Raw genomic sequence first — 20937 nt, 5'->3', positions numbered from 1 at the left:
TATCTCCTTATTCGGTGGCGTTGAGGGCGTCGCCGACGGCGTTGATCAACGCGTCGATCTGCGCCTCGCTGCTGATGAACGGCGGCGCCAACTGCAGGGTGTCACCGCCGTAGCGCACGTAAAATCCGCTTTCCCAGCAGCGCATCGCCGCCTCGAAGGGGCGCCGCGCCGGTTCGCCGGGCCGCGCCGCCAGCGTGATGCCGGCCGCCAGGCCGATATTGCGAATGTCGGCGACGTGTTTGGCCCCCTGCAGGCTGTGCACCGCGCGCTCGAAATAGGGCGCCAGCGCCTGCACGCGCTCCACCATCTGTTCACGCTGCAGGATGTCCAGCGTCGCCAGCGCGACCGCGCAGCTGACCGGATGGGCGGAGTAGGTGTAGCCGTGCGGGAATTCGAGCTGGTAGTCCGGCTCGCCGCCGTTCATGAAGGTGTGGTAGATCTCCGGCCGCACCACCACCGCGCCCATCGGCTGCGCGCCGTTGGTCACCTGTTTGGCGATGTTCATGATGTCCGGCGTGACGCCGAACGCCTCGGCGCCGGTCATCGCGCCGCAGCGGCCGAAGGCGGTGATCACTTCGTCGAAGATCAGCAGAATGTCATGCTGGGTGCAGATCTCGCGCAGGCGCTGCAGATAGCCGACCGGCGGCACGATCACCCCGGCGGAGCCGGAGAACGGTTCGACGATCACCGCGGCGATCGTCGAGGCGTCGCGCAGCGCGATGATGCGGCTGAGCTCATCCGCCAGCTCCACCCCCTGTTGCGGCATGCCGCGCGAAAAGGCGTTGCCGGCCAGCAGGGTGTGCGGCAGGTGATCCGCCTCGGCGCCGGCGCCGAACGCCTTGCGGTTGCCGGCGATGCCGCCGACCGAGATGCCGCCGAAGTTAACGCCGTGGTAGCCCTTTTCCCGGCCGATAAAGCAGGTTTTGCCCGCCTGGCCTTTGGCGCGCCAGTAAGCGCGCGCCATTTTCAGCGAGGTGTCCGCCGCTTCCGAGCCGGAGCCGGTGAAGAATACGTAATCCAGCCCCGCTGGCGTCAGCGCCTTGATCTGGTTGGCCAGCTCGAACGACAGCGGGTGGCCGAACTGAAACGCCGGCGAGTAATCCAGCGTCGCCAGCTGGCGCTGGGCGGCGTCGGTGATTTCCTGCCGGCCGTGCCCCAATCCGCAGCACCACAATCCGGACAGGCCATCGAAAATCTTTCTGCCGTCGTGGCTGGTGTAATACGCCCCTGCGGCCTGAGTAATGATGCGCGGCTGCGCTTTAAAATTGCGGTTGCCGGTAAAAGGCATCCAATGGGCTTCTAACCCTGCGGCATCGAGACGATTAAGCGAATAATTTTCAGCGGCCATGTTTTCCTCCGGGCAGGAAAATAAGTGCGATTAATTAAATAAAATGAGTTGTTAACGAATTGTTGTGCGAAATTGACTATGTACCGCTTGTTCTCTACTGTGAATAATCATATGTCGAAACTTACTTAAGGTTTTATGCAAGTAAAAAAGCGCGCGTTGCTGGGACAATTGTCGGATATGGATCTGCGTTTGCTGCGGGTATTCAAGGCCGTGGTCGACTGCGGCGGCATGAGCGCCGCCGAACTGGAGCTGAATATCAGCCTGTCGACCATCAGCAAGCACATCAAGGATCTGGAACAGCGGCTGGGCCTGACGCTGTGCCAGCGCGGGCGCGAGGGCTTTGCGGTCACCGATGAGGGGCTGTTGATCTACCAGGAAACCGTCAACCTGCTGGCGGCCACCGAGGCCTTCCGTCGCGGAGTGGACGAGGTGCACCAGCGCATGGGCGGGCAGCTGCACGTGGCGATATTCGACCATACGGTCAGCAATCCGCAGGCGCAGATCGGCCGGGCTATCGCGTTATTCAGCGAGCGCGCGCCGGAGGTTTCTTTGCAAATGTATGTGGAGCCGATTAATACCATTGAACGCGGCGTTATTGACGGGCAATTTCAGGTTGGGGTTATTCCCATGCACCGCAGCGCGGAAAGTTTATCTTATCATTCGTTATTCAGTGAGAGGATGTTCTTATATTGCGGCGCGCAGCATGAATTATTTTCCGGCCCCCATGAAACATTAAATTGGGATCTGCTGCACAATTATGCCTTCGCCGGATTAGGCTATCATTCGCCGAATATGGAACTGAGCCTGCAGCAACATTTGCATCGCAAGGCGACGGGGTTTGCGCAGGAGTCGATAGCGACGTTAATTCTGTCCGGCAAATACGTCGGCTTTCTGCCGGATCACTACGCGGCGTTTTTTGTGGCGCAGAACCTGATGCGGGCGATCAAACCGGCGCTGTTCCGCTATCACTGCGAATACTCCAGCGTGCTGCGCCGCTCGCCGGTGCCGCAGCGGGTGGTGAAGCTGTTCCATGAGTGCCTGCTGGCGGCCCACGGAACAGCGTGACGCTTACTGCTCTTTCTTCTTGCCGAAGATTCTGATCAGCGCGCCGACCAGGATGCCGACCGCGATGCCGGCGAAGATCCAGCCGATGATGCCCATTTCCTTACTCCTGCTAGTGCGTTGATCTGATTATATAATCATTCGACGCGAAACGCCTCTTCGATCATCCGTTGCCGCTGCGCCGGTGCATAGTCGATCCAGGAATTCTTGCTGTTGGATTTCTCCAGCGCCACCGCCAATTCCTGGCCGGAAATCGGCAAATCGTCCTGCCAGAATGGCGCGATGGCGTGGCGGGTGATGAAATCGGTCAGGTAGCTCTCCGGGCTGCCCTGCCAGTGCGGGTACAGGCGCGCGGCCAGCTCGGCCATCAGCGCGCGCTGCTGCGGCTGTTCGCTGCTTTCCAGCAGGGTGAGGAACGGCAGCAGCAGGCGGCCGCAGACCTGGCCGTGATGGTAGTCGCGCAGCGCGCCGATCTCGCCGGCGATGCCGTGAATGACCCCCAGCCCGGCGGCGCTCAGCGTTAGCCCCCCGAGGTACGAAGCCTGCATAATCGCTTCGCGCGCCGCGTCGCTGCGGTTGAGCGCCGGCCAGGCAGCGAGGAAGTGGCGAATGCCGCTCAGCGACATATCGCGCGTCATGGCGCCGGCGGTTTTCGACAGATAGGCCTCGAACAGGTGGGTGAAGGCGTCGATGGCGCAGTAGGCCAGCACCTTGTCCGGGGCACCCGCCAGCAGCTGCGGATCGAGAATGGCGGTGTGCGGCACGAAGTTATTATGGCGCAGCGAGGCTTTCACTTTGCTGACCTGGGTATCGGTGATCACCGCGTTCTGCGTCACCTCGCTGCCGGTGCCGGCGGTGGTGGGAATGGCGATCAGCGGCAGGGTGGCGCCGCTGATTTTGCTGTCGCCCACCTTTTCCATATAGCGCAGCGTCGGCAGCGGGTGCTCCACCAGCGCGGAGAACGCCTTGGCGGCGTCCAGCACGCTGCCGCCGCCGATGGCCACCACGCGCCGCGCCTGGCCGCGCCAGCGCGCCACCCAGGCGTCTATTTCCTGCGGCGACGCCTCGTGGCTGACGATCTCAGTGCCGATGAGCAGCGGCGTCAGCGCTTCGCGCAGGCCGGCGTACACCGGGCCGTTGAGAAAAGAGCGGCAGCTGAACAGCAGCGTCGGCTGCGGATCGGCCAGCAGCAGCGGCGGCAGCTGCTGGATGCTGCCGTGGCCGAACCAGGTCTGGCGGTTGGCGATGATATGGCTGACGGACATGAGGTCTCCTTGACGGCGTTGCGGGGCGCGATGCCACAGCATAAGCCAGCGGGCGCGGAGCGGCCACCGCTTTCCCCGCTGCGGTAACCTGTGAGTTGTTTAACATGTAAACGATCTCGTTCTTGCATTTCGGCGCGCCGGATGCTTTTTTTAACAGTACCGGCCGTCGTGCGGCCAACCCCATCCGAAATCGGTAGATTGTTAATGTATTAATAATGGCGAGGCGGGTATGGATATTCAGGTTGAACGCTTGTCTGCGGTGATCGATGCGGTGGCCAGCCCGCGCTTTTATCCCAGCCTGTTGAATTGGCTGGAAGGGTTTTTCGCCTTCGACAACGCCATCGTCTATGCCTTCGAACGCGGCCGGCCGCCGCGCTGCCTGATCAAAACCGAGCGGGAAAACAGCGATGCGGTCAACCAGATCTACCAACAGGGCGCCTACCTGCAGGATCCGTTTTACCGCGCGCTGAACGACGGCGGCGAAGGCGAGGTGCTGACGCTGCGCCAGCTGGCGCCCTGCGGGTTTTATCACAGCGACTATTACCGTAACTTTTATCGCAAGACCGGCTGGCACGACGAGGCCGGCGTGCTGCTGCAATTGACGCCGGAGCGCGGGCTGGGGGTATTTTTCGGCTCGGCGCGCCGCACGGTGGCGGTGCGTTACCCGCAGCGGGCGGATCTGCGCAGCGCGCTGACGCTGGTAAAAAGCGTGGCGCGGCTGCACGGCGAAGTGGTGGCGGCACCGGCCGAGGCCGACACGGAGAACCACGACGGCGCGCAGGCGCGCTATCTGTTGACGCCGCGCGAGCGCGAGATCGTCGATCTGATCCTCGCCGGCTGCGGTTCGCAGCAGATCGCCGACCGGCTGTTCATCAGCCTCGGCACGGTAAAAAATCACCGCAAGAACATCTACGGCAAGCTGAACATCGGCTCGCAGGCCGAACTGTTCAGTCTGCTGCTGACCGCCCCGCAGCGGCGCAGCGCGTGAATGTTAATTTTTTGTAGCGAATGTCCCTAAGGGGACATAGCGGACAATCCCACGGCTCCCGATAATCCGATGTCATGGCATAGGCAATCGGGAGTGCGGCAGTGAACAACGAAATCGAGTCCTTAACCTACTACGCGGCGACCAAAAAATACGATCTGCGCTTCCCGACGCTGGAAGAGGATCTGGACGTCGACGTGGTGATCATCGGCGGCGGCTTCTCCGGCATCAACACCGCGCTGGAGCTGGCGGAGAAGGGCATCACCAACATCGCCATCCTCGAAGGCCGCTATCTGGGCTACGGCGGCACCGGACGCAACGGCGGCCAGGTGATGGCCGGCATCGGCCACGATCTGGAGAAGATCAAACGCCACGTCGGCCCGGCCGGGCTGGAAACCATCTTCAAGATCAGCAACCTCGGCGCCGGCATTATCCGCGAGCGCATCAAGAAATATGACATCGACGCCGACTTCTGCTTCGGCTACGGCTATCTCGGCAGCAACGCGCGTCAGGAGAAGACCCTGCGCGGCTGGCTGAAGGAGTTCAGGGCGGTGGCGCCGGAAGAGGAGATCGAGCTTTACACCGGGGCGGAGGTGAAGCAGGTGGTGGGCTCCGACGCCTACACCTGCGCGCTGAAACACATGGGCGGCGGCCACGTGCATTCGCTCAACCTGTTGCTGGGCGAGGCCAAGGCGCTGAGCGGCTACGGGGTGAAAATCTTCGAGAACAGCAGCGTGCTCAACGTGGAGTACGGGCCGCGCATCACGGTGCGCACCGCCATGGGCTCGGTGCGCGCCAACAAGATGCTGTGGGCCTGCAACGGCTTTCTCAACGGCATGGAACCGCAGATCTACCGCAAGACCATCAACACCTACGCCTTCCAGCTGGCCACCGAGCCGCTGTCTGACGATCTGATCCGTCAGATCAGCCCGATCCGCGGCGCCTACAGCGACATCCGCCCGGTGATCGACTATTACCGGGTGACCAATGAGAACCGGCTGCTGTTCGGCAGCGCCACCCGCCTGATCGAATATTTCCCGTCGGATCTCAAGGCCTGGAACCGCAACCTGATGCTGAAGGTGTTCCCGTACCTGAAAGACGTGAAGATCGATCTGGCCTGGGGCGGCCCGCTGTGCTGCAGCGCCAACCTGTTCCCGCAGATCGGCACGCTGCCGGATCGCGACAACGTGTTTTATGTGCAGGGCTACTCCGGCTTCGGCGTGACGCCGAGCCACATCGTGTGCAAGGTGCTGGCGGAGGGCATGAGCGAAGGATCCGATCGCTACGATCTGATGAGCTCGATCCCGCACGTCAACATCTTCGGCAAAGACAAGCTGCGGCGAGTGATGACCACCGCCGGTAAGGTTTGGCACCAGACATCCGGCTACTGGAAAGGCCGCCGTTAACCCTCAGAGGAGAATGACATGAAACCGTTACTGCTTAAACAACCGCTGCCGGAACTGCTGGAGATCGGCAGCGTCAGCAACCTGGGCGCCACGGTGATCGCCGGCACGCCAAACGTCGGCGTGGCCAGCATCTTCGGCGAACCGACCGACAACCTGAACTGCGGCGTGTTCAGCTGCACCCGCGGCAGCTTCGTGATGGAGTACCCGTTCGCCGAGCACGCCACGGTGTGGGAAGGTAGCGCCACCCTGACCAACGAACGCACCGGCGAATCGGTGCAGTATCAGGCCGGCGATTCCTGGTTCGTCGAGAAGGGCACCCCGGTGCGCTGGGACATCACCTCGGATCGCTTCGTCAAACACTACCTCGCCATCGTCGAGGGCTGACGCCGTCATGCCCCCCTCAGCAGGCTGAATGCCGAGGGGGAGCACCTTAACCTAACGCCCGCGCAATAAAGTCGGTTACCCGCTTGAGGATCTGATCCTTATTGGTTTCGTTAAAGCTCTCGTGCCGCCCGCCCGTGTTGATCATCCGTTCGAAATCGTCGCCCTGCAGACGATCGAGCGCGGTTTGCGTTTCGCTCATCAGTACCAGCCGGTCGTCGTCGCCGTGGATCCACAGCGTAGGCAGCGCGCCGAACCCCGGCCCGGCGTTGATGGCGGCGAGGATCCGCTGCATGGCGCGCAGGGTGGGGCGCTTGAACGGCCCGTGCCACACCAGCGGATCCTCCTGATAGGCCGCGCCAACCGCCGGATCGCGCGCCAGGGTGGCGGTATCCAGCGGCGCGTCGGGGATCGTCGGCAACTCGGCCAGATCGGAAATCGCCGTTCTGTCGCCGAGCAGCGGGCCGGACAGCACCAATGCGCGCACCTCCTCGCCATAGCGCTGCACGTAGCGGGTGGCGATCATGCCGCCCATCGAATGGCCGATCACCACCAGCGGCAGCGTCGGATACTGTTGGCGAAGATGCTCGACCACGCGCTGAACGTCGTCGACCACGGCGTCATAATCCTCGATCAGCACGCGCTCGCCCTGCGACAGACCGTGGCCGAGATGGTCGGGGCCGAATACCCGCGCCCCCTGCGCCTGCAGCGTGCGCGCCACGTATTGATAGCGGCCGAGATGCTCGCCGTAGCCGTGTACCAGCAGCGCCAGATAGCGCGGCTTGTCGTTTCCCCAGTCGTGCACGGCGATGTCGCCGTGACGGCCTTTGATAAAGCTGACGGTTTGTTCGGACATGTTATTGTTCTCATGGTGGTAGGGTTGCCCTTCAGCGTAGCGGCTGGCGGCGAGCTTGTCAGGGGCGCCGGATGCGGCGCCCGCAGAGAGGGGATTACAGGCCGAACTGGCGCGCCAGTTCGTCGAGCGCTTCGCGCTGGAAGCGGTTGAACGCGTCGCGCGGCTGCTGTTGCTGGATGAACTCTAGCAGCGGATCCTGCACTTCCGTGCGCACGCCGCTCAGCTGCTCCATCACCGCCAGCCCGCAGAACGGCACGTAGGATTCGGCGTAGCCGCCTTCATGCACCATCACCAGCTTGCCGCCGCACAGCCGGTCGGCGGCGTCTTGCACCAGCGCGGTCATGGCGCGGAAGCTGTCGCTGTGCAGCTGCATGCGCGCCAGCGGATCGAGCGCGTTGGCGTCGTAACCGCAGGCGACGATGATCAGCTCCGGCTCGAATTTTTCCAGCGCCGGGATAATGATGCGCCGCATCGCGTGCAGGTAGCCGTCGTCGCCGGCGCCGGCCAGCATCGGCACGTTGACATTGCAGCCTGCCCCGGCGCCTTCGCCGCGATCCTGTTCGCCGGAATAGCCCGCCGGGAAGCAACCGTCCTGATGCAGCGACAGCGTCAGCACGTCGCCGCGCTGCCAATAGATATGCTGGGTGCCGTTGCCGTGGTGCACGTCCCAGTCGAGCACCGCCACCTTGCCCAGACCGTAGCGGGCCTTGGCGCGCTCGATGGCGATGGGAATATTGGCCAGGAAACAGAAGCCCATCGATTGATCCGGCAGGCAGTGGTGGCCCGGCGGGCGCGACAGCGCATAGGCGTTATCCAGCTCGCCCTGCAGCACCGCCTCCACCGCCGCGCAGGCCAGTCCGGCGGAGAGTTTGGCGATTTCATAGCTGCCCGGCCCCAGCGGCGCCTCCTCCCCCAGCAGGCCGCCGCCGCTGTCGCTCACCTGTTTGAAGCGCTGCAGGTAGTGGGCGGGATGGATGCGCAGCAGGTCTTCTTCCGTCGCCGGTTCGGCGCTCAGCAGGGTGAGTTGGCGCGACAGGCCGGACACGTCCATCAGATTCTTCATGCGCCGCTTGGTTTCCGGCGATTCGGCGTGGCCGGCGCCCGAAGGCGGTTGCACCCAGCCGCCGACCGGCAGGGTGGTGGCGTGCAGGCCGGTGCTGTGCCAGAAACAGCGTTCATCAAACAAGAAACCGGTTGTTCTTTTCACCTTTCTCCTCCTGTTATACGGCGCGGTGCGCGCGGTGAAGCCAGCGAAATCAACAGCAGCGACAGCAGCGCGCAGCCCAGCGCGCCGAACAGCAAGGCGTTGAAACCGCCGGAATATTCGATTAAAGAGCCGGCCAGCGTCGGGCCGATGGCCATACCGCCGCCGATCACCAGGTTGATGCCGTTCATCAGCTTGCCGTCGTTATCCAGCCCGGCGACCCGCGCCAGAATGAATGGCAGCACGAAGGTCCAGGTGAATTTGAACAGCAGGGCCGCCAGGGCGAAGCGCAGCAGCAGGGGTTGGCCTGTCAGCAGCGCCACGCTGGCCAGCAGCAGGGCGTACCCCAGTACGATCAGGCGCCCGCCGCTGAAGCGCGCGCCGATCAGCGCCGCGGCGCCGGCGCCGACGATGCCGAGCAAGGTGGCGACGGCCAGCACCTGGCCGCTGTGGGCCGGCGACAGCCCGGCGCCGGCGGCGATGCCGCCGATAAAGGTCCAGACCGCGCTCAGGCTGATGTAAAAGGTCAGCACCGCCAGCACGGCGCACAGCTTGCGCGCCAGCGAGGCGGCGGGGCCGCTGCGGGCGGCGCGGGCGGCGGTAAAACCGTTGGGGAACGCCGGGATGAGCGGCAGGCAGCACAGCATGATGGCCGCCAAAATCAGGTAGACCGCCATCAGACCGAAGTGCGCGAACAGCGGCGGCAGCACCAGCAGCCCGACCGCGCCCAGCACCAGCTGGCCGAGCACCCAGAAGGCATACACCCGGCTGGGGTTGGCGGTGCCGGCGGCGCAGGTGATGCACAGGATCATCAGGGTGCCGCCCGCCAGCGAGGCGATAAAGCGCAGCGGCAGCAGCAGGGTGAAATCCTGCACCAGCGCCGAAGCCAGGTTGCCGGCGATAAACACCAGCGCCGACAGCGTAGCGACCCGCCGCCAGTTGATGCGCCCGATCCACCACCACGCCGGCAGCGTGGCCAGGCTCATGGCGCCGAGTTCGGTGGAGAACAGGTGGCCGATCTGCGCCGGGCCGAGTTGCCACTGAGTCGCGAGCTGGGCGGCCACGGCGGGGGCGGTCATCAGAATGCCCGGCGCAATGGCGGCGAAGACGATAATGGCGGTCAGCAGCCGCGGCGGGCAGGGGAGCGCCGCGCCGACGGCGGGCGCGGAAACCGAATCACTGGACATAAACCTTTTCCCCAAGCGTTGAGTAACGATGAAATATCCCGCCCGGCCCGATTGCGGGCAGGGGGAAGCCGCGCCATAAATGGCGAATATGTTCTGGCGTTATTTTCCGGCCGCCGGCAGCGGCGGCCGTTATCGGGCGTTAACCGTGAGCGAGAAAACCGCCGGCGACCAGTTCGGTGCGGTTCACCACGTCGGTTTTGGCGAAAATATTGCGCATATGGGTTTTCACCGTAGACAGCGAAATGCCCAGCTTCAGGGCGATGCGCTTATTGCTGGCGCCTTCGCGCACCATGTTGACGATCTCTTGCTCTTTGGCGGTCAACAGCTGCGCCTCGCTGTCGGGCAGCAGATCGCGCGTCGCCAGCTCGATCAGCGGCAGCACCGCGCGCAGGCGGCCGCGCTCCACTTCGGTAAACGGCGTATCGCGGATCAGCGACACACCGGCAACGATGCGCTTACGCTGGCGAATAAAAATCTCCGTCATGTCGCGCATGTCGTTCGGCAGCATAAAGTCGTGGTAATAGCGGCGGTTGCCGGCGATCGCCGCCGGGCTCATGCCGACCATGGTGATGTCTTGCCGATGGAAATTGGCCGGCTGCAGCGGGTCAATTTGCTGGAAGTGGTTCAGGTACTGCTGATGCGTTTTATCGGGCATGCCGTGCAGGATGTAGTGATCCGGCCGCAGGTTGCGATCGACCAGATAAAACACCCCGGCAGACACCGGGATCAGGTGCGTAATGGTCGCCAAACAGCTGTTGATAAAGGCATCGGATGCGGTGCTGTGCATGATTCGTGTTCCTCCCTTTATCGTTCAATCTGGAGAAGGTTGGCGGTCAATATATGAACGATACAAGCATAGTTGTAGCAATTTGGCAACACAATAAAAACATATTAACAACGTGAGGCCGATTGCAATAAAACACATAAATAACAAGATGACACTGCGTTAATCAGGGCTTTATCATTCGGATTTATCGCGATTTTCATTAATAGGTTAATGAAATAATTCACCGCTTTTCCCGCTGAATTTACAGCGCTTTTCAATGCTTGCTCGGGTGAAGCTTTCGCCGCCCCGCGCGTGCTACAGCCGCCGCTGCCGGCCGCCGTCCCTCGTTCTTAAGAACGATAGCCAGGCTTTTCCGCCGCTTCCTACACTGCGAATTGAAGATAGCGCCAGGCGGCGCCAAACGTATAAGACGAAAAAATGATGACCTTTCTCGGGCTGAGGCGTCGGGTTGTTCAGTCCGCATGACCATACAGGGGACGGACGATGCAGAAAAAAACGTTGGCGGTGGCGTTGAGCGGCGCCTTATCGGGCCTGGCTCAGGGGGCGGACGCCGATCGCCCCAATGTGCTGATCATTCTGGTGGACGACATGGGCTACTCCGACATCAGCCCGTTCGGCGGCGAGATACCGACGCCCAACCTGCAGGCGCTGGCCGAACGGGGCGTGCGCATGAGTCAGTACTACACCTCGCCGATGTCGGCGCCGGCGCGTTCGATGTTGATGACCGGCAACACCAATCAGCAGGCCGGCATGGGCGGCATGTGGTGGTATGAGAGCACCGCCGCGCAGCCGGGGTATGAAATGCGCCTGACCGACCGCGTGACCACGCTGCCGGAGCGTTTTCGCGACGCGGGTTACGCCACCATGATGGCGGGCAAATGGCACCTGGGCTATGTCGACGGCGCCAAACCGACCGATCGCGGCTTTGAGCGCGCCTTCGCCTTTATGGGCGGCGGCACCAGCCATTTCGACGACGCGAAACCGCTGGGTACCGTGGAGGCGTTCCACACGTTTTACACCCTGAACGGCAAACGTGTGTCGTTGCCCAAAGATTTCTATTCCAGCAAGGCCTATGCCGATCAGCTGGAACAGTGGATCCGTGAGACGCCGCAGAATAAGCCCGTCTTCGCCTATCTGGCGTTTACCGCGCCGCACGATCCGCTGCAGGCGCCGGATGACTGGATCGCCAAATTCGACGGCAAATACGACGCCGGTTACCAGCAGGCCTATCAGCGGCGCATTCAGCGCCTGAAGGCGCTGGGGTTGATTTCCGATCGCACGCCGATGCCGACGCTGGCGCTGGATAAGGCCTGGAACGCGCTGACGCCGGAACAGCAAAAATATGAAGCCAAGACCATGCAGGTGTACGCGGCGATGATCGCTTATATGGACGATCAGGTCGGCGCGGTGCTGAATACCCTCAAGCAGACCGGCCGCGACCAAAATACGGTGATCGTGTTCGCCACCGACAACGGCGCCAACCCCGCCAGCGGCTTCTACTACGGCTCGAAGCCGGAGTATTGGCGGCAGTTCGACAACAGCTACGCCAACCTCGGCCGCAAGGGATCGTTCATCTCTTACGGGCCGCACTGGGCCAACGTCAGCAACGCGCCGTACGCCAACTACCACAAAACCACCAGCGCGCAGGGCGGTATCAACACCGATTTCATCATCTCCGCGCCGGGGTTGAAGGGCCGCGGCGGTATCGATCGCACGCCGATGGCGGTGTATGACATCGCACCGACGCTGTATGACTATGCCGGCATCGACGCCAGCAAACCGCTGAAGGCCAAGCCGACGCTGCCGATGGTCGGCGTCAGCTTCAAGCGCTATTTCAGCGGCGAGGCCGACGGCGTGCCGCGCGCGACCTACGGCGTGGAGCTGCATAACCAGGCCGCCTACGTGGACGGCGTCTGGAAGCTGCGGCGGTTGGTGAAGGCCGGGCCGACGGCGCAGATGGCGCCGTGGGGGCTGTTCAACCTGCATGACGATCCGCTGGAGACGCGCGATCTGGCCGCCGCCGACCCGGAGCGGGTCAAACGGCTGAGCGAGGCGTATCGCCGCTTTGCGCAGCAGGGCATGGTTATTGAAGCCAAAGGTGCAGCGATCGACTATCTCGGCGTCGACGCCAACACCGGCGACTACATTGGCCTGGATCCGCAGACCCACAAACCGTTGCCGCAGGCGGCGCCATGAACCTGGCCCAGCTGCGCACGCAGCAGATCCCGGTAGAGAGCGAACCGCGCGCGGCGGCGCCTTTTCACCTGCTGGTGAAACCGATCGGTGCCGGCTGCAACCTGGGTTGCCGCTACTGCTACTACCCGCAGCGCCAGCAAGCGCAGACGCGCAAGATGGACGGCGATCTGCTGGCGGAGTTTATCCGCGGCTACATCGCCGCTCAGCCGCGTTACAGCCGCGAGATCAACTTCGTCTGGCAGGGTGGAGAGCCGCTGTTGGCGGGGATCGGTTTTTACAAGCGGGCGCTGGCGTTGCAACGCCGCTTTGCGCCGCCGGGCGTGCGGATCAGCAACAGCCTGCAGACCAACGGTACCCTGCTGAACGATGCCTGGTGCCGGCTGTTCCGGCAGCATCAATTCATCATCGGCGTCAGCCTGGACGGCGATCGCGAGGTGCAGGACGCCCATCGGCCGGACAAGCGCGGCGGCGCCAGCTATGACGCCGCGCTGCGCGGCATTGCGCTGCTGCAGCGCCATCAGATCGACTTCAACCTGCTGATGGTGGTGCACGACGGCGTCGCGGACCGCGCCGAGGCGATCTACGATCATGCGGTGGCGATCGGCGCGCGCTATCTGCAGTTTCAGCCGCTGATGCTGGAAGGGGATGCGCCCACCGCCGGCTATGGGCTGAGTGCCGCCAACTGGGGGCGCTTCATGCTGGCGGTATACCGCCGCTGGCGCAGCCGCGGGCACGTCGGCCAGGTCTTCGTGATGAACATTGAGCAGGTCTACGCGCAGTATTTCACCCACGTCAGCCCCAGCTGCGTGCACGCCGAACGCTGCGGCGGCAATCTGGTGATGGAGCCGGACGGTCGCCTCTACGCCTGCGATCATCTGATCAACGCGCAGCACCTGCTCGGCCATGCCGATCGGCAGACGCCGCTCGCCACCCTGGCGGCAAGGGCGGCGGAGATGCCGTTCGGCAAGAACAAAAGCCTGCGCCGCGAGTGCCAACGCTGCAGCGTGAAAAGTGTCTGCCAGGGCGGCTGCCCGGCGCATGTGGGTGAAGATCGCTACAACCGGTTGTGCGCCGGCTATTACGCCTTCTTTTCCGCGCTGCTGGCGCCGCTGCGCGCCTACCCGCGCAGCCCGCAGGGAGCGATGCAGTGGCGCGCCGCCGTGAGCGCGGCCGCAGGTTGAAAGCGTCTCGTCCTTAAGGACGATAGTCAGCATTTTCCTTTCCTCTCTATAGTGAGATGACCGCCGCTGGCGGTGAAAAACCTGCAAGCACCTGCATGCATCAGGCCAAAACTATAAGAGGAAATAACCATGAACCTGTCGTCGCGGTTGCACGCCCACCTGGCTCGAGGCAAGGTCGGCTTTCCCACCACCCTGGCCAGTTCGGTCGGGGTGATCATGGCCAGCCCGGTGATCCTGACGGTCACCAGCGGCTTCGGCATCGGCGGCGACACCTTCGCGCTGGCGATGCTGATCGCCTTCATCATGATGCAGGCGCAGCTCACCACTTTCTCCGAAGCGGCGGCGCTGCTGCCGACTTCCGGTTCGGTTTACGACTACATCTCCTGCGGCATGGGGCGCTTTTTCGCCATCACCGGCGCGCTGTCGGCCTACCTGATCGTGCACATCTTCGCCGGCACCGCCGAGACCATTCTCTCCGGCATCATGGCGCTGGTGAACTTCGAGCACCTCAACACCCTGATGGAAAGCCACAACGCCTCCTGGATGGTCGGCGTCGGGCTGGTCGTCGTGTTCGGCCTGCTCAATGCGTTCGGCATCGAGGCCTTCGGCAAGGCGGAGATCGTGCTGACCTTCGCCATGTGGAGCACGCTGGTGATTTTCGGCATCGTCGGGCTGCTGTCGCCGCATGCGGTGCCGCTCGAGGGCTGGTTCGGCAGCACGCTCGATCTGAACGATCCCTTCGCGGTGTTCAGCCTGATCGGCATGGCGATGTTCATGTTCGTCGGCTGTGAGCTGGTGACGCCGATGGCGCCGGAGATCAAACGCTGCGATCGGGTGATCCCGCGGGCGATGGCGCTCGGGCTGTGCGGCGTGGCGGTGTGCATGGCGCTGTACGGCGCGGCGCTCAGCCACCAGGTGGAAAACGTGGTGATCGACGCCGCCAGCGGCACGCGTCTGCTGGAAACGCCGATGGCCATCCCGGCGTTCGCCGGCCAGGTGATGGGCCAGTTCGGCAAATACTGGCTGGGCGTCGGCCTGCTGCTGGCGGGCGCAGCGACCATCAACACGCTGATGGCGGCGGTGCCGCGCATTCTGTACGGCATGGCGCTGGATGGCGCGCTGCCGCGCATGTTCGCCTATCTGCACCCGCGCTTTAAGACGCCGGTGGTCGGCATTCTGGTGGCGGTCCTGATCCCCTGCGTACATGCCTTCGCCATTCAGGGCAACCTCGACAGGATCATTCCGCTGGTGCTGGCGGCGGTGTGCGCCTGGGGCGTGGCCTACCTGCTGGTGACCTGCTCGGTGGTGATCCTGCGCCTGCGCCGCCCCGATCTGCCGCGCGCCTATAAATCGCCGTGGTTCCCGCTGCCGCAGATCGTCTCCAGCGTCGGCATCGTGCTGGCCATCGTCTACATCACGCCGCCGGGGATGAACCCGCGCGACGTCTATATTCCCTTCGGCTGGATGATCGGCCTGACCGCCGCCTATGCGCTGTTCTGGACGCTGTGCGTGCAGAAAGTGAATCCGTTCAAGCCGGTGCCGGTCGAGCAGGTGCTGGAGAACGCGTTCGCCAAGGGCGAAAACGAGGAGGCGCAGTTTGATCGGCTTACTTCCCTCACTTAATCGCGCCTGGCGGCGAGCGCCGTCGGGCTATCGGCCGGGCGCCGCGCTGGATCGTCTGGCGCGTAACCTGGAACCCTACGCGTGCGAACGCCTGGCGCCGGGCCTGCTGCGGCTGACGCTGCCGCAGGGGCCGCAGATCGAGGTCAGCGAACAGGTGCAGGGGCTGTTTATGGCGCATATCGTCAGCCACCGTTTTCGGCTGCAGGGAGTATGCGCAGCGCAGCCCCCGCTGACGCTGGATGTGGTGACCGGCGGCTGGCTGCGGCGGCGCGGGGTGCGTTATCTGTTGCGCCAGCGCCATGCGGCCGCGCAGCGGGTGCTGGAAGGCCTGCAGCGCTACCCGCAGATCGGCGAGACGCTGGCGCAGCTGGATTTTCGCCGCGTGCGGCTGACGGTGAACGACGGGCGCTGGCAGGTGGATATCGAGCATTTCGCCGCATCGGAGGTGGTCAGCCGTTTGCCGGCCGGCCGCCGCTATCTGCGGCTGGACGCCGAACAGCGGCGGCTGCTGTTGAGCAGCCTGCTGATGATCGGCCAACTGATGGAGAAGCTGAATCATGAATAGAGTGGTTGTGATTACCGGCGGCGGCACCGGCGTCGGCGCCGCCTGCGCCCGTCTGCTGGCGGCGCAGGGCGATCGGGTGTTCATCATCGGCCGCCGCCCGGAACCGCTGGCGGCGCTGGCGCATGAGATCGGCGCGCAGGCGCTGGTGGGCGACGCCGCCAGCGGCGAGAGCTGGGCCCACACGCTGCTGCCGGCCATTCTGCGCGACGCCGGGCGCATCGACTGCCTGATCGGCAGCGCCGGCGGCATGGGCTTCAAGCGTATTACCGAGATGACCGACGAGCAGTGGCAAGGGGCGATGGACAGCAACCTCAACAGCGCTTTCGCCAGCGCGCGCGCCTGCTTGCCGGAGCTGATCAAGAGCGGCGGCAACCTGCTGTTCGTCGCCTCGATCGCCTCGCTGGCCGCCGGGCCGGAGGTCTGCGGCTACGTCACCGCCAAGCACGCGCTGATCGGGCTGATGCGCTCCATCGCCCGCGACTATGGCCCGCTGGGCGTGCGCGCCAACGCGGTGTGTCCCGGCTGGGTGACCACGCCGATGGCGGACGAAGAGATGCAGCTGTTGATGGACGCCCATCAGATTTCGCTGGAGCAGGCTTACCAGATGGTCTGCCGCGACGTGCCGCTGCGCCGGCCGGCCAGCGCCGAGGAGATCGCCCGCGTCTGCCGTTTCCTCTGTTCCAGCGAGGCTTCAATCATTACCGGCGCGGCGCTGGTGGCCGACGGCGGCTCCACCATCGTCGATGTGCCGACATTGGCTTTCACTTCCCTGTAAGGAGCATTTCCATGAGTTCAGAAGCGGTATTCATTCAGGTTGGCGCGCTGGCGGAAGGCTTTGCGCCGCACAGCAATACGCTGGAACGCCAGCACGGCCTGGCGGGCACCACGCTGACGCTGCGTTTCAGCGACGGCGCGACGCAACGTTGCCGGTTCAGCGACGCGCAGACGCTGGAGTGGGGGGAGCGGCGCGGCGTCGCCTATCGCGCGACCAGCATTCGTCCCGGTGTGCTGTTCATCGATTTTCTCGATCCCGCCCGCGCCAACGCCAGCATTACGCTGGTGTGCGACCGCAATCAGGGCAACTTTACCGCGGTGTACGGCCAACTGCCGGACGAAGCGCAGGCGCGGCTCGACGCCTTCAGCCGGGTGGAGCAGGGGCTGCCGCTGACCGCGGTCGAGGCCGAATTCCGCTTCGGCACGCTGGATGACGCCGACGTGGCGCCGCCGGGTTTTACCGATGAGCTGATCGGCATGCGCAACATGTACACCTACAGCCCGACCGAACGTTACGAGCACATCTACCTGAACGACAACTTCTATGCCTGGCAGTGTCTGGACGGGGTGGAGAAAGGGCTGGCGGACGTCGACCGCTGTCACTACGTGAAGGTGGCGGAGCAGCTTTATCTGTTTGTCTGGCGCGAGAAGATCATTCCGACGCTGGGCGTGGTGATGATCGATCTGCAGGGCATGCGCACCGACGGCAAGATCCTCGGCTATCAGGGCAGCGATTTCAGCGCGCTGAGCAACTTTGCGGTCGGCGCCCACGCGCAGGTGCTGAACACTACGCGCCACCCGCGAGGATAGGCCGATGAACGTAACCTATGCGGCCGACGCCTTCGCGGGGCAGGCGGTGCTGGTGACCGGCGGCGCGCAGGGCATTGGGCTGGCGATCGTCAGCGCCTTTGCCCGGCTGGGCGCCGAGGTGACGATTGCGGACGTGCAGCTGCCGCAGGCGCAGGCGGCGGCGCAAACGCTGCGGGGCGAAGGGTGGAAAGTGCAGGCGCTGGCCTGCGATCTGGCCGAGCCGGGGCAGGCCGCCGAGTTGGTGGCGGCGGTGGGCGAGCGGCATCAACGGCTGGATGTGGTGATCCACAACGCCGCTTACTTTCCGCTGACGCCGTTCGCCGCCATCGACGCGGCCCTGCTGCAACGCACGCTGAGCGTCAATCTGATGGCGCCGTTCTTTCTGGCGCAGGCGGCGCTGCCGTGGATGCGCCGCGCCGGCGGCGGCAGCCTGCTGGTGACCTCGTCGGTGACCGGCCCGCGGGTGGCCTACCCGGGGCTGGCGCACTACGCCGCTTCCAAGGCCGGGGTGAACGGGTTTATTCGCGCGGCGGCGCTGGAGCTGGCGGCGGAGAACATTCGCGTCAACGGCGTGGAGCCGGGGATGATCCGCACGCCGGCGATGGCCAACCTGGGCGACGCGCAGGTGAATCAGGCGATCGCCGCCGCGGTGCCGCTCGGGCGGCTGGGGGAACCGGAAGACATCGCCGCGGCGATGGTGTTTCTCGCCTCGCCGGCGGCGGCCTACATCACCGGCCAGACGCTGGTGGTGGACGGCGGCGCGCTGTTGCCGGAAACGAATGCTCACCGCTGATTTTGATCTCATCAGCGGGAGTTTTACCGCATGCGCGATTGATTGATAGACAGTTGTTTGCTCAAGCTGGAGGTTTGGGCAGAAGCGCTTACCGGCTCCGCGGGACGTTTCCTTAACCAAGTGCCCCATTAAGATGCAACCGGTTATTGATGTATATAGCCGGTTGCGTATGAAGCAGATGTCAGCCTTTACTCTTCTCGGCACAGGTAGGTTGGATACTTCCTGTCCTGAATCAACCACACCGACGGAGCCACCTCAGAAATAGTCAGATAGTAACGAGTTCCACGCCGGGCAAAATCGCCCCACACGTTGTCTGGCGTATTATCGTTATGTCGCCGTAGCGTCTTCGTGTAGGTCAGCTCGATGATTCCCGCATCATTGCGCGGCCTCCAGGTAAAATTCACATCGCGATCCACCATCGTCGCCAGCTCTCGGGTAGAGGCTGCCCCTTTGTAGGTGGTGATTCCGGTTCCGTCGCGATGAAAGTAAAACTGGGTCATCACATTCACTTTTACCTCACTGACTTTGCCTGCATTTCGGGTAAAAATAAACTTAGTGGTACATGCAAGCATATCTTGCTTCTCAGTCCTGGTATGGGAAAGGAAAGTTGCCAGTAATCCCACCGTCACAACGCCACTGACGATTAACAGAGCTTTAATCCTCACTTTTCAACCCCACTTTTATAACGAATTGTTTTACATAGGCCCTTTTTACTTTTTGGGCAGGAGCCAATAAAAATCTCATCTGCAGAGGTGAGAGGGAAGCGGGCGCTAAAATAATAGATGTCATACTTGTCGCGCTGGCAGTCCAGGTTATTCTCACTAAGCAGGGAAGGAAGCTTGGATAAAATAATCGGTTTTTCAGGGGTGCTTATCCACCAGACAGTACACTGCTCAAAATTTTCATTCGGTAGCCTCATGATTCGCGGAATATTCATCGCATACTCTGAAAGTAAGTAGCTCCCTCCGATTAACGTTGATACGGCTAATGCCGCAATACAGTAAGGCCGGTGTGTTGATAAACGTAATCTCTCTTTCCATGTTTTTTTTGTTTTCGTTTTCGGTGGAGGAACTGGCTCGATAGCGACATTTTTATCGAGATGCTTCTGTGCTACGACATCCGCATCAAAATAAAAACCCTTGCCTGGTACTGTCACTATTGGCGATGTGTGAACGCCCAACGACTGGAAGGCTTTTCGAATCTCGCTGACAGCTTTGTTGAGGTTGTTACCGGATGGCGTATAGCCAAAATCTTGCCACACCCGGGTAATCAGCATGTCTCTGCTGAGCTCTTTTTCTCTATTTCTAATGAACTCCAATAATAATCGAACAGCAGGCGCTGATAACTTTACCGCTGATTCAGGCTGGCCTGCCAGGCTGAGTTTTTGTGTGTTTGGGTCAAATACTAACGAATTGCTTAACATAAAGAACATATAAAAACCTCTTTTTGGGTTTGTGATTTTTATTTATACCTTATCCGGCAGGGTGGGTTCTCTATCGCCCCTTTTTGGGTTGTTTTTTAATCAGATCGATAGTTTAACTAAATCATCATAATCAGTGTTTTTCTTTAACTATTTCGTATAAATAGTCAGTAAATAGAGAAAAAAACTGTGTTTTCCAAGTTTCGCGATACAAGTGGTGATGGTCATCCTGCTTAGTATAAGATTTTTCTCAAGGTGTGAGGACATGAAAAGTGTGTCTGAATGAGAAGAAGAACATTACGCATCATTATGATGAGCACAAGAAGGTGAGATTTGAAAGATAATAAAACGCTACCCGGGATAAGTAGGGTTTTGGCCCTTTTACTATTATTCTCCTTATTTAGCAACGTTGCTCTGGCTAATATGAGTGTTTATCCGATGGAGCTGGGTGTCGATGCTTCAGGGACCGCGATCATTAAAGTGGCATCCAAAAGTGATGATATTCAGTTCGTTCGGGTGACGCAAAAGAGAATTCTTAACCCAGGTACGCCGCATGAAAAAGAGGTGGAAATCGCTTCATGGAAAAAGGACGGTCTGATAGTAACACCTGCCAAATTTGCGCTTGCTGCTGGCTCAATGCGCGTTGTGCGCCTGGTATCCCTATCACCTCCGACAACGGAAAGTACATGGCGGGTTTATTTTGAAGGGGTGAAACAGCCTGATGTTTTATTGTCCGGAGAAAATAAAACCCGCTCAGCAGAAGCGAAGCTAGGGGTGAATGTTATCTGGGGGGCTTTGGTGCATATTGCTCCAGAGCGGCCTAAGGTTTCGCTGGAAATTAATCCTGCACTCGGAGAAGTTATAAATACAGGAAACGTACGAGTTCCGCTAAAAGAAATTGGTTTTTGCCGTGCCAATGCATCGTGCAAATGGATTAAAGAAGACGCTACTGTGTATCCGGGGACGCAAAGAAAATTAAAGTCCCTGAGTGCAAATAGTGGTGCAACCTACAAGTTTCGCTACTTTAACTGGCTGAGTAAAACCAGTGAAGAGGCTGAATTACCCGTCGCAAAATAACGTGACAACCGTAATAA

The 20937-nt window shown here is 61.8% G+C and carries 20 protein-coding genes; 12 read left to right on the top strand and 8 right to left on the bottom strand.

Annotated elements, in window-relative coordinates; all coding sequences use genetic code 11:
- Positions 1-7 precede the first annotated feature (7 nt).
- Positions 8-1348, bottom strand: coding sequence for an aspartate aminotransferase family protein (locus tag ACMGF9_RS20875; protein ID WP_099981764.1), 1341 nt, complete (start codon positions 1346-1348; stop codon positions 8-10).
- Positions 1349-1483: 135 nt separating this feature from the next.
- Here ACMGF9_RS20875 and ACMGF9_RS20870 point away from each other — a divergent pair, with 135 nt between their 5' ends.
- Positions 1484-2413 (top strand): LysR family transcriptional regulator, encoded by a 930-nt coding sequence (locus ACMGF9_RS20870; protein ID WP_021505270.1) that lies wholly within the window; start codon positions 1484-1486, stop codon positions 2411-2413.
- Positions 2414-2547: 134 nt separating this feature from the next.
- Here ACMGF9_RS20870 and ACMGF9_RS20865 read toward each other — a convergent pair whose 3' ends face one another.
- Positions 2548-3675 carry an iron-containing alcohol dehydrogenase gene (locus ACMGF9_RS20865; protein ID WP_021505269.1) on the bottom strand — a complete coding sequence of 376 codons (1128 nt, stop codon included), beginning with the start codon at positions 3673-3675 and terminating at the stop codon, positions 2548-2550.
- Positions 3676-3904: 229 nt separating this feature from the next.
- Here ACMGF9_RS20865 and ACMGF9_RS20860 point away from each other — a divergent pair, with 229 nt between their 5' ends.
- The 3 genes from ACMGF9_RS20860 (at position 3905) to ACMGF9_RS20850 (ending at position 6450) form a co-directional block, all read left to right on the top strand.
- Positions 3905-4663, top strand: coding sequence for a helix-turn-helix transcriptional regulator (locus ACMGF9_RS20860; protein ID WP_015376515.1), 759 nt, complete (start codon positions 3905-3907; stop codon positions 4661-4663).
- Positions 4664-4764: 101 nt separating this feature from the next.
- On the top strand, positions 4765-6066 hold the full coding sequence (locus tag ACMGF9_RS20855) for an NAD(P)/FAD-dependent oxidoreductase (RefSeq protein ID WP_015376516.1): 1302 nt from the start codon (positions 4765-4767) through the stop codon (positions 6064-6066).
- A gap of 18 nt (positions 6067-6084) precedes the next feature.
- Positions 6085-6450 (top strand): cupin domain-containing protein, encoded by a 366-nt coding sequence (locus ACMGF9_RS20850; RefSeq protein ID WP_015376517.1) that lies wholly within the window; start codon positions 6085-6087, stop codon positions 6448-6450.
- A 46-nt stretch (positions 6451-6496) separates the two neighbouring features.
- On the opposite strand, the gene ACMGF9_RS20845 is transcribed toward ACMGF9_RS20850, so the two are convergent.
- The 4 genes from ACMGF9_RS20845 to ACMGF9_RS20830 form a co-directional block, all read right to left on the bottom strand.
- The gene (locus tag ACMGF9_RS20845; RefSeq protein ID WP_033631711.1) at positions 6497-7303 is read right to left on the bottom strand and encodes an alpha/beta hydrolase; all 807 of its coding nucleotides are present in this window, start codon (positions 7301-7303) and stop codon (positions 6497-6499) included.
- A 94-nt stretch (positions 7304-7397) separates the two neighbouring features.
- On the bottom strand, positions 7398-8510 hold the full coding sequence (locus ACMGF9_RS20840; protein WP_088381217.1) for a class II histone deacetylase: 1113 nt from the start codon (positions 8508-8510) through the stop codon (positions 7398-7400).
- Positions 8507-9694, bottom strand: coding sequence for an MFS transporter (locus ACMGF9_RS20835; protein ID WP_015376520.1), 1188 nt, complete (start codon positions 9692-9694; stop codon positions 8507-8509). Before ACMGF9_RS20835 ends, ACMGF9_RS20840 begins: the two co-directional genes overlap by 4 nt.
- A gap of 139 nt (positions 9695-9833) precedes the next feature.
- The gene (locus ACMGF9_RS20830; RefSeq protein WP_049239751.1) at positions 9834-10481 is read right to left on the bottom strand and encodes a helix-turn-helix transcriptional regulator; all 648 of its coding nucleotides are present in this window, start codon (positions 10479-10481) and stop codon (positions 9834-9836) included.
- A gap of 483 nt (positions 10482-10964) precedes the next feature.
- On the opposite strand from ACMGF9_RS20830, the gene ACMGF9_RS20825 reads away from it, so the two are divergent.
- The 7 genes from ACMGF9_RS20825 to ACMGF9_RS20795 all read left to right on the top strand — a co-directional run bounded on the left by ACMGF9_RS20825 (position 10965) and on the right by ACMGF9_RS20795 (position 18423).
- On the top strand, positions 10965-12677 hold the full coding sequence (locus tag ACMGF9_RS20825; RefSeq protein WP_118892468.1) for an arylsulfatase: 1713 nt from the start codon (positions 10965-10967) through the stop codon (positions 12675-12677).
- Positions 12674-13858 carry an anaerobic sulfatase maturase gene (locus ACMGF9_RS20820; protein ID WP_088381219.1) on the top strand — a complete coding sequence of 395 codons (1185 nt, stop codon included), beginning with the start codon at positions 12674-12676 and terminating at the stop codon, positions 13856-13858. Before ACMGF9_RS20825 ends, ACMGF9_RS20820 begins: the two co-directional genes overlap by 4 nt.
- Positions 13859-13987: 129 nt before the next feature.
- Positions 13988-15481: an APC family permease gene (locus ACMGF9_RS20815; RefSeq protein WP_015376523.1), complete on the top strand. Its 1494-nt coding sequence runs from the start codon at positions 13988-13990 to the stop codon at positions 15479-15481.
- Positions 15456-16046: a DUF3156 family protein gene (locus ACMGF9_RS20810; RefSeq protein WP_044029752.1), complete on the top strand. Its 591-nt coding sequence runs from the start codon at positions 15456-15458 to the stop codon at positions 16044-16046. Before ACMGF9_RS20815 ends, ACMGF9_RS20810 begins: the two co-directional genes overlap by 26 nt.
- Positions 16039-16821 (top strand): SDR family NAD(P)-dependent oxidoreductase, encoded by a 783-nt coding sequence (locus ACMGF9_RS20805; protein WP_031300425.1) that lies wholly within the window; start codon positions 16039-16041, stop codon positions 16819-16821. Before ACMGF9_RS20810 ends, ACMGF9_RS20805 begins: the two co-directional genes overlap by 8 nt.
- Positions 16822-16832: 11 nt before the next feature.
- Positions 16833-17630, top strand: a complete 798-nt coding sequence (locus ACMGF9_RS20800) for a molybdenum cofactor biosynthesis F family protein (RefSeq protein ID WP_164095930.1) — start codon at positions 16833-16835, stop codon at positions 17628-17630.
- Positions 17631-17634: 4 nt separating this feature from the next.
- Positions 17635-18423 carry an SDR family oxidoreductase gene (locus ACMGF9_RS20795; protein ID WP_118892465.1) on the top strand — a complete coding sequence of 263 codons (789 nt, stop codon included), beginning with the start codon at positions 17635-17637 and terminating at the stop codon, positions 18421-18423.
- 188 nt (positions 18424-18611) lie between these two features.
- Here the strand turns inward: ACMGF9_RS20795 and ACMGF9_RS20790 are convergent, their stop codons facing one another.
- Both ACMGF9_RS20790 and ACMGF9_RS20785 read right to left on the bottom strand, forming a co-directional pair.
- Complete coding sequence (locus ACMGF9_RS20790) at positions 18612-18995, bottom strand: hypothetical protein (RefSeq protein WP_226883039.1); 384 nt, start codon at positions 18993-18995, stop codon at positions 18612-18614.
- 89 nt (positions 18996-19084) lie between these two features.
- Entirely contained in the window at positions 19085-19855 is a 771-nt protein-coding gene (locus ACMGF9_RS20785; protein WP_015376528.1) for a winged helix-turn-helix domain-containing protein, read from the bottom strand.
- Between the two features lie 321 nt (positions 19856-20176).
- Here ACMGF9_RS20785 and ACMGF9_RS20780 point away from each other — a divergent pair, with 321 nt between their 5' ends.
- Positions 20177-20920: a fimbrial protein gene (locus tag ACMGF9_RS20780; RefSeq protein WP_226883040.1), complete on the top strand. Its 744-nt coding sequence runs from the start codon at positions 20177-20179 to the stop codon at positions 20918-20920.
- Positions 20921-20937: the final 17 nt, after the last annotated feature.

Source organism: Serratia sp. BNK-23, from assembly GCF_047456145.1.
Taxonomy (GTDB): Bacteria; Pseudomonadota; Gammaproteobacteria; order Enterobacterales; family Enterobacteriaceae; genus Serratia; species Serratia nematodiphila.
The sequence above is the reverse complement of the archived record's forward strand: the minus strand, read 5'-3'. Positions and strand labels throughout refer to the sequence as shown.